This window comes from Caulobacter sp. P1_B12_2 (assembly GCF_056406675.1).
Genome location: NZ_JBFTZS010000178.1, coordinates 1 through 8,442 on the forward strand (window position 1 = coordinate 1; position 8,442 = coordinate 8,442).

Genomic DNA, 8,442 nt, shown 5'->3' on the forward strand with positions numbered 1-8,442 from the left:
GGCGCTCATAGTGCTGGACGAAGACGGCCACCTCTTCGTCGCTCATGGCGCCGCCGACGCCCTGCCCGGTCGCGGCCAGCCGGTCGCGCAGCTTGGCCTCCTGCTCCCGCCGCCAGGCCAGCACCGTCTCGAAATCCGGCGCGGTGAACAGCACCAGAAGATCGAGGCGGGCGAACAGGGCGCGGTAGGGTCCGGCCAGGGCGGCGTTGACGTGGGCGCGCCAGATCCCGTCCGGGTCGCGCTCACGCTCGAGGGCGTTGATCGGTTGGACCAGGGCCTGCGGCGGCTCGGGGCGGGCGCCGACGCACCAGCCTTCGAACAGCACCACGTCGACCGGACCGGCGACGCGCGGCCAGGCCTCGATCGGCGCGCGATCGTCGCTGGCCTTGTCGAAGCGCGGCAGGGCCGTCTCCCCCTCCCCGGCCAGGCCGTCCAGCACCGAAAGGCCCAGGGCGACGTCGTGCGTGCCGGGCGCGCCGCGCGTGCGCAGCAGCGGATGGACCTCGCGGGCCAGGACCTCGCGGTCGGCGCGCGTCAGGTAGAGGTCGTCCAGCGAGAGGGTACCGACCTTCAGTCCCCGCGCCGCCAGCAAGGCGGCCAGGACGCGTACCGTGGTCGACTTGCCCGATCCCTGCGGACCGCAGATCCCGACCACGAAGGCCGGCCCCATGGCCACGGCCGCGATCCGGGCGGCCAACGGCGCGTGCAGGGCCTGGATCTGGGCCGCGAAGCCCTCGCCCAGCCGCTCATCGTGGATGAACCGCTCCAGCCAGGCCGGATCGACGCCCGTCTCCCCCGTCATGCCGCCCCTCGACGCTTGGAACTAGGATTTGGCCTTGGGCTGGGCGTTGAAGGTCTTGTTGACGATCTTCCAGCCGTTCTCGGTCTTCACCATCGACATGTAATCGACGAACGTGACGGTCGGATAGTCCAGCACCACCTTGGCCACGGCCACGTCGCCGGTGATGTCCAGGATCTCGACCGACCGCTTGCGCAGAGCTTCGTCGTCGGCCGGCTTGCCCGAGGCTCCGGCGACGAACTCGTCGTCGGTGCGCTGCATGAACTTGCCGTCGCGCATCCAGAACAGCTTGGCGTCGTCGTGGAAGGCCTGGCGGAACTCGGCGCCGCTGCCCGTCGCATGGCCGGCGATGTAGTGGTCGAGCGCGGCGCGGACGCCGGGTGCCTCGGGGTTCTGGTCGGCGCTCTGGGCGAAGGCGGGCGCGGCCAGGGCCAGGCCGCAGGCCACGGCGAGGGTGGTGATCTTCAACATGCCGGCTCTCCCCTGTTCACCCAGCCGTGCTGGGTTTGATCGGGAAACGCTAGGTCGCCAATGTGACGTTCGCATGGCGTTCGGCGAACGCCGCTACTGCACGCGCCGGACCTGGAATCCGCGCGCGGCCATCAAGGCCGGCAGGCCGTCCTCGCCCGCCATGTGCAGAGCGCCGACCGCCACCAGTTGGACGCCGGGCCGGTCCATCTCGGCGACCAGGGACCGCGCCCACGCCTCGTTGCGACGCTTCAGCAGGGCCTCGTACAGCGCCGGGCGGTCACGCTTCATCACGTCGACAACCAGCGGACCCAGCTTGTTCATGTCGCCGCGCAGCCAGGCCGACTGCAGGGCCACGCCGTTGCGCGGCGGCGAGAGCGTCTCGGACGCCACGTCGTCCAGATATTGCACCTCGACCGCCTCGGGCAGGGCCGCGAACAGCCGGATCTGCTGCTCCAGGGTCTCGAAGGTGGCGATCGGCTTCTCGGCGGCCCGGGCCTGGCGGGTGACCGTGGCGTCGGCCCCGGCCTGGGCGGAAGCGCCGTTCTGGGTCATCGGCAGCACCGACAGCATCATCGCCGCCGCCCAGGGGCGCAGGCGGTCGACGCGGTCCAGCGAGCCGCCGTCCCGCTCCAGCGCCGCCTTCAGCGTGGCGACGGTGCGCGGCGGCAGTTTTTCGGTCAGGGGGCGGTCGGGATCGACGCCATAGCGGTCGACCAGAGCCTGGACCTCGGCCGGGTCCGCGTCGGCCCGGGTCTCGAACCAGACCTTGTCGGCCTGGGCGTAGGCGCGGTCGAAAGCCCGGGTGCGCCACTTCACGTTCGGCTGCAGGACGTGCATGGCGCCGAACAGGTAGATGACGGTGTCGTGGTCGCGCACTTCCCACATGGCCGGGGCGGCGCGGGCGGCCGAAGCGCCAATCAAGGCGCAAGCCATCACGCAGGCGGCGACCAGCCTTTTTCGAAAGCGCAACAACGGCACAACGTCCCTCGACGCCTGGACTCAACGAGGCTCCAGGCTACGAAGACACCGGTTAACCAGGAAAGCGCGGCCGCTTGCGGCCTAACGCCACGCCTTGAAGTGCTTGGACAGTTTCAGGCCCTGGCGTTGGTAGTGCGACCCGCCTTCGCCATAGAGGCGGTCGGGCCGCGCGGTCAGGGGCTCGTAGACCAGGCGGGCGACGATCTGGCCGTCCTCCAGCAGGAACGGCGTCTCGTGGCTGCGCACCTCGAGCACGCCCTTGGAGCCGACGGCGCCGGCCTCCTCGGTGCCGAAGCCGGGATCGAAGAAGCCGGCATAGTGCACCCGGAACTCGCCGACCGACGGATCGATCGGGGTCATCTCGGCGGCTTCCAGCACCGGGATCTGGACGTCGTCCTTGGAGGCCAGGATGTAGAACTCGCCCGGGTCCAGCAGCAGTTCGCCATGGCGGGTCTGCAGCGGCTCCCAGAAGTCGCGCGGATCGTGGCCGTCCACGTGGTCCAGGTCGATCACCCCGGCATGGCGGCGGCCGCGGAAGCCGACGATGCCGCCCTCGCCCGGCGTCAGGTCCACGCCGACGCTCTTGATCGCCAGCTTGACCGGATCGCCGCGCTTGAGGCGCAACTGGTTCAGTCGCGTGCCGGACCGCACCAGCACCGAGAAGGTCTGCGGCGCGATCTCGATATAGAGCGGGCCGTCATAGCCGGCCTCGATGTCGTCGAAGGCCTTGGAGTGGTCGCTGAGCAGACGCACGAACACGTCGACCCGTCCCGTCGAGCTCTTGGGATTGCCCCGCGCCGCCACGTTGCCCGGCAGGGCCAGACGTTCCTGGATCTCGGCGATGTAGACGCAGCCCTTCTCCAGCACCGCGCCCTTGGTCAGGTCCAGCTCGTGCATCGCCACGTCCTTCAGACGCTCGGGCACGCGGCGGGCCACACCGGGCAGGAAAGAGGCGCGCACCCGCCAGCACCGCGCGCCCAGGCGCAGGTCCAGGCTGGCCGGCTGCACCTGGTCGGTGTCGAACGGGGTCTGCGAGGTGATCGCTTCTTGCGCGATCAGGTCCTCGATGGATTGGCAGGGCAGAATCCCTGCGGCATGGGCGTCGGTCATCGGGGCGACACTCGCTAAACCGCGCCGCGAAGGCAAGGCTCGCGGGTGATCCGCACGCGTCTTACTCGCCTGTGACAATTCTAATGTTGAAATCAGACTTGTCCGCCTTGACCCTGGGGCTCCAGAAACCCCTTATGCCGGCCGCTTCAAGAGCGTGGCAGCCGAAAGTGGCCGCCGGTTTCGGCGCCAGCCACGCTCTAGTGTTTAAAGATGAGCCTGCGTAGCAGGCTCCGGCGTGAAGGAGAAACCGCCATGGCCGAGGACCCGAAGGACTGGGATATCGCCACCAAGCTGATCCGTGGCGGTCTGGCGCGCTCGCAATATATGGAAACCGCCGAAGCCCTCTATCTGACCCAGGGCTTCACCTATGACAGCGCCGAGGGCGCCGACCGCCGGTTCTCCGGCGAGGATCCCGGCTTCGTCTATTCGCGCTTCAACAACCCGACCGTGAAGATGTTCGAGGATCGCCTGGCGCTCCTCGAGGGCGCTGAAGTGTGCCGCGCCCAGGCGACCGGCATGGCCTCGATCCACATGTCCCTGATGGGCCTGGTCAAGGCGGGCGACCACGTGGTGGCCGGCCGCGCCCTGTTCGGCTCGTGCCGCTGGCTGATCGCCGAGTGGCTGCCGCGCTTCGGGGTCGAAACGACCTTCGTCGACGCCACCGATCCCAAGGCCTGGGAAGCGGCGATCCGCCCCAACACCAAGGCCGTGCTGATCGAGACGCCGTCCAACCCGGTGCTGGAGATCACCGACATCCGCGCGGTGGCGGAAATGGCCCATGCGGTCGGCGCCAAGGTGATCGTCGACAACGTCTTCGCCACCCCGATCTTCCAACAGCCGCTGAAGCTGGGCGCCGACATCGTGGTCTATTCGGCCACCAAGCACATCGACGGCCAGGGCCGGGTGCTGGGCGGGGCGATCCTGACCAGCGAGGCGATCAACGAAGAGTTCTACCGCGACGCCCTGCGCCACACCGGCCCGTCGCTGTCGCCGTTCAACGCCTGGGTGCTGGTCAAGGGCCTGGAGACCCTGGACCTGCGCGTGCGCCGCCAGACCGACAGCGCCGCGGCCCTGGCCGACACGGTCGCCGAGCACAAGGCGGTCAAGCAGGTGCTCTATCCCTTCCGCCACGACCATCCGGGCCACAACATCGCCAAGTCGCAGATGAGCGGCGGCGGCACGGTGCTGGCCCTGGACCTGGGCTCGCGCGAGGCGGCGTTCAAGTTCCTCAACGCGCTGGAGATCGTCGACATCTCCAACAACCTGGGCGACGCCAAGTCGATGGCCACCCACCCGCCGACCACCACCCACCGTTCGGTGCCCGAAGAGATGCGCCCGTCGCTGGGCGTGGTCGAAGGCGGCGTGCGCCTGTCGGTGGGCCTGGAAAGCCTGGCGGACCTGACCCGAGACGTGACCCGTGCGCTCGACCAGGCGTGAGTCCTCTCCGCCGCTGAAGCGGATCCGTCGCCGTCGCGGCGCGGATGCGGGCATCTATGAAGCGCGCACGCGCGACATCGTCGTGCGCGTCTCACCGGTCTATCAGCCCGAGGATTCCGCGCCCGAGGAAGGGCTGTGGATGTGGGGCTATACGGTCGAGATCGAGAACCACGGCGCCGAGATGGTGCAGCTGATTTCCCGCGCCTGGACGATCACCGACGGCCTCAACCGCGCCACCGAGGTCGAAGGCTCCGGCGTGGTCGGCGAGCAGCCCGAGCTGCGGCCGCGCGAGGCGTTCCGCTATGTCTCCAACTGCCCGTTGGCGACGCCCTCGGGGACCATGGTCGGTCACTTCCAGATGATGACCGAGGCCGGCGAGGTGTTCGAGGCGCAGATCCCGGAGTTCTCGCTGCACCTGCCGGGCGCGGCGCGGCGCTACAACTAAATCGTCGTCCCGCCCGGGCGGCTTGTCACTAGAGTTGGGGACAAGCCGGACCGCGCGTTTCGGTTGCGAAGCTGCGCCGTTTGCGAGACCCTCCCGCCAGGCGAGGGGAAAAGCCGTGGCCGAATACAACATCACCATTGCGAACAACAGCACGTCGCCCAAAACCTACGTCGTGTTCCAGGCTCCAGCGCCCGGCGCCTCCGCCCTGACGGGCTGGTCGGTGCGCCAGACGATCGCGATAGGCGGATCGGCCGAGGTGAAGTTCACGGCGCCGACGCCCAAACCGCCGAGCCTGCTCCAAAAGCTGTGCGCCCTGCTGTTCCGCGCTCCGCCCAGCCCCGCGCCCGGCCAGTTCCGCCTGGCGGTCGACGCCGCCGGCTCCCAGGCCGCATCCCACATCGACTTTTCGGCCAGCCCGACCGCCCCGACCAAGATCGTCCACGGCCTCGACGGCGCGCTGTCGGTCGCCCCCGCCACGACGCTGGGCTATTCGTCGTTCGTCACGCCCGTGGGCAATGTGGTCCCGAGCGATCAGGGCGATAACTTCGTCGGTCCCTTCGCCATCAGCGCCACGTTCACCAACAGCGCCGGCGGCGATTGCGCGAGCGGCGAATACCGCCAGCTCGTCAAGGGTCAGTTCTCGGTCGACGGCTCGATCCTGGTTCACTTTCTTTGCGGATCAACCAGCCTGTCGCCCGCCGTCTATCAGGAAGACGGATGCCCACCCGGGACCTGCACCGCTTTCGGCTACCGCGCGTGCCCCGCCACCCCCTGGAGCCAGTACACCCCGACCCAGGCGACCGGCCCTCGGTTCGCGATGTATGACCAGCCGGGGTTCGTCAATCTGTCGTCCGGCAACACCTATTCCATCGACCTGCAGTTCCAGGGACAGCTCGTCGATACGGCCACCGGCGCGATGCTGGTCGCCCAGGCCTGGTCGGTGGAGGGCCAGATGATGGCGCCGGAACAGATGGTGGATGCGCTCCAGGGCTTCCAACCCAGCGACCGGCTGGTCGGCGTGCACCTGAGCCACAACCTCGCCGATGACGGCCCCGAGGTTCACGTGGTGATCGCCCGCGCGCCGGGCTCGCCGCGCCTGGACCCGAACGCGGTCAAGCTCACGCTGGTCGACGCCAAGGGTCAGCCGGTGGCCGCCGCCGAACCGGCGGCTCACGAGGTCGGCGGCCACCGGGGCACGACGGCCACCATCGTCCACCACCTGCTTTCGGGCCAGGGAACGCCGGTCAAGGCGACGCTCGATATCGGCGGTCACGTCACGGAACTGGCGGTCGCCGCGACCTTGGCCGGCGCGGGCGAACAGGGGAAATCAGCGGCGACGACCTACAAGATCAACGTGCTCAATGAGAGCGGCGTCAGCAAAAGCTACGTCCTCTTCATGCAGCCGCCCGGCGGCGTGACGCCGATCTACACCAACGCCTGGGCCACGTTCGAGAGCATCACCAACGGCAGCTGGGACAGCGTGACCTACAACCCCGAAGGCGAAGATCCGCCCGCGCTCCGCGTCATGATCGCGGAAGGCGTCTATACGCCGGGCCAGGTGATCGAGCCGCCCAAGGACGTAAAGGTCGCCACGGTCGACTTCGCGGAGCGGCCGCAGACCACGGCCGTCGTCACCGAACACCCCGACGGCGACTATTCGGTCGCCTACGTCTGACGGCGGATCGCCGCCGCGCGCCGTCGCAAACTCGCCTGGAGATCGCCATGGCCCTGCCCACCCAGACCGCGCCCCTGACGGGATGCGTGTCGATCGACGCCACCAGCCCCGACGGCTATCTGGACAACGCCCGCGCCGGCACGCCGACGGCCGGCGCCCACAACAGCATCCAGACCGCGGCCGCCAATCTGTTGGCTTGCGCTGGGGAGACCGCCTCACCGACCACGGCATCGCTTGTCGGGCATGGGGAACAGGGGATTATCTCGACAGGCGCCGGCCAATCGCTCGGTTCGTCCCTGCAGCATATCGGCCTCGACAATCAGGCCGTCTGGGTTCCGGCCTTCCAGACTCTGAGCGGGCGGTTCAGCACGCTCTACCTCTATGCCCCTCATGTGGGAGCCGGCGTCGCGGGCGCTCAATTGCTCTATGCGCTGGCCAAGGTCCTCAACGCGAACGTCTACGGTCCGACCGGCCTGATCTACTCTAACGCCGAGGGAGACTTCTCGCTCGAGATCGGCTCGCAGTGGCAGGTGGCGATGCCGACCGGGCGTCCGCCCTCGCCGATCGACCCGCCGGTGCATCCGGTCGGGGATGCGTCCACCAGTGGGTCCGGCGTGAGGATCAGCGCCTGCTCAGCTTTCGGCCTGAAGGGCGTTCCCTTGCCGGCCAAGTCCGCGAAGGCCTTGGCCGGCAAGGTGTACTGGGACCGAGTGTTTCAGGCGCCCGGCGAACCGGGCGCCCGGATCACGGGCCGCCTGCGCGTCAGCTTCGGAGGCACGGCGTTCAGAGCCTTCACGATCCTCGGCAACGGTCTTCTGCGCGAGGACGACCGGCCCACGAATTTCTATCCCGTGGGGCCGGGTTTCCGCGCCATCGCGCTCGGCCGCTGAGCCGCTTGGTTCAGCCCGTCGCCGTCGGCGCCACCGCATAGGCCCGCGAGCAGTACTCGCAGGTCACATGGATCTTGCCGTCGGGCTCGATCATCTCGGCGATTTCCTCGGCCGTGAACGAGCCCAGCATCGCGCCGATGCGGTCTTCCGAGCAGCGGCAGAAGGCGCGCAGCGGCTTTTCCTCGAGCAGGCGCACGCCGTCCTCGTTGAACAGCCGCCACAGCAGCAGCGTCGTCGGCACGGTCGGGTCGATCAACTCGTCCTCGCCCGTGGTCTCGAACAGCGCCTGGACGTGGGTCCAGGCCTCCTGGGTCTCGCCGCGGGTCTCGTCGCCGGCGATGGCCTGGATCAGGATGCCGCCGGCCCGCCACTTGAGGCCCTCGCCGGTGTCGACCTGGCCGACCGCCAGGCGCACCCGGGTCGGGGTCTGCTCGGACTGGGCGAAGTACTGCTCGGCGCACAGGGCCAGGGTCTCGCCCTCGATCGGGGTGATGCCCTGGTAGCGGTCCATGTCCGGACCCTGGTCGATGGTCATCACGAAGGTGCCGCCGCCCAGCAGGGTGCGGGCGCCGGGACGCACGAAGCCTTCCGAGGCCTTGGCCACCTCGTCGGCGTCGAACCGGCAATAGCCGCGCAG

General features: G+C 69.0%; 9 protein-coding genes. 4 read left to right on the forward strand and 5 right to left on the reverse strand.

The annotated features are described in order from the left end of the window. The 4 genes from AC1DZ6_RS12710 to AC1DZ6_RS12725 form a co-directional block, all read right to left on the reverse strand. A partial coding sequence (locus tag AC1DZ6_RS12710) for a kinase (RefSeq protein ID WP_477097536.1) occupies positions 1-802 on the reverse strand: 802 nt, incomplete at its 3' end. 21 nt (positions 803-823) lie between these two features. Next, positions 824-1,270 (reverse strand): nuclear transport factor 2 family protein, encoded by a 447-nt coding sequence (locus AC1DZ6_RS12715; RefSeq protein WP_477097537.1) that lies wholly within the window; start codon positions 1,268-1,270, stop codon positions 824-826. A 93-nt stretch (positions 1,271-1,363) separates the two neighbouring features. Next, entirely contained in the window at positions 1,364-2,191 is an 828-nt protein-coding gene (locus AC1DZ6_RS12720; RefSeq protein ID WP_477097538.1) for a TraB/GumN family protein, read from the reverse strand. Between the two features lie 138 nt (positions 2,192-2,329). Next, positions 2,330-3,358, reverse strand: a complete 1,029-nt coding sequence (locus AC1DZ6_RS12725) for a 2'-deoxycytidine 5'-triphosphate deaminase (protein WP_477097539.1) — start codon at positions 3,356-3,358, stop codon at positions 2,330-2,332. A 252-nt stretch (positions 3,359-3,610) separates the two neighbouring features. Between AC1DZ6_RS12725 and metZ the strand changes: the two genes are divergently transcribed. From metZ to AC1DZ6_RS12745, 4 genes are all read left to right on the forward strand, one after another. Next, complete coding sequence (gene metZ, locus AC1DZ6_RS12730; protein WP_477097540.1) at positions 3,611-4,795, forward strand: O-succinylhomoserine sulfhydrylase; 1,185 nt, start codon at positions 3,611-3,613, stop codon at positions 4,793-4,795. After that, positions 4,776-5,240, forward strand: a complete 465-nt coding sequence (gene apaG / locus AC1DZ6_RS12735) for a Co2+/Mg2+ efflux protein ApaG (RefSeq protein WP_477097541.1) — start codon at positions 4,776-4,778, stop codon at positions 5,238-5,240. The genes metZ and apaG overlap by 20 nt, the downstream gene beginning before the upstream one ends. A 115-nt stretch (positions 5,241-5,355) precedes the next feature. Continuing rightward, on the forward strand, positions 5,356-6,915 hold the full coding sequence (locus AC1DZ6_RS12740) for a hypothetical protein (RefSeq protein ID WP_477097542.1): 1,560 nt from the start codon (positions 5,356-5,358) through the stop codon (positions 6,913-6,915). A gap of 47 nt (positions 6,916-6,962) precedes the next feature. After that, positions 6,963-7,805 (forward strand): hypothetical protein, encoded by an 843-nt coding sequence (locus AC1DZ6_RS12745; RefSeq protein WP_477097543.1) that lies wholly within the window; start codon positions 6,963-6,965, stop codon positions 7,803-7,805. A gap of 10 nt (positions 7,806-7,815) precedes the next feature. Here the strand turns inward: AC1DZ6_RS12745 and AC1DZ6_RS12750 are convergent. Then, a partial coding sequence (locus AC1DZ6_RS12750; RefSeq protein WP_477097544.1) for an Hsp33 family molecular chaperone HslO occupies positions 7,816-8,442 on the reverse strand: 627 nt, incomplete at its 5' end.

What these genes read in the sequence shown, in the direction of transcription:
- AC1DZ6_RS12745 (WP_477097543.1), top strand. Translation starts at nt 6,963, where the DNA reads ATGGCCCTGCCCACCCAGACCGCGCCCCTGACGGGATGCGTGTCGATC.
- AC1DZ6_RS12715 (WP_477097537.1), bottom strand. Translation starts at nt 1,270, where the DNA reads ATGTTGAAGATCACCACCCTCGCCGTGGCCTGCGGCCTGGCCCTGGCC.
- AC1DZ6_RS12725 (WP_477097539.1), bottom strand. Translation starts at nt 3,358, where the DNA reads ATGACCGACGCCCATGCCGCAGGGATTCTGCCCTGCCAATCCATCGAG.
- metZ (WP_477097540.1), top strand. Translation starts at nt 3,611, where the DNA reads ATGGCCGAGGACCCGAAGGACTGGGATATCGCCACCAAGCTGATCCGT.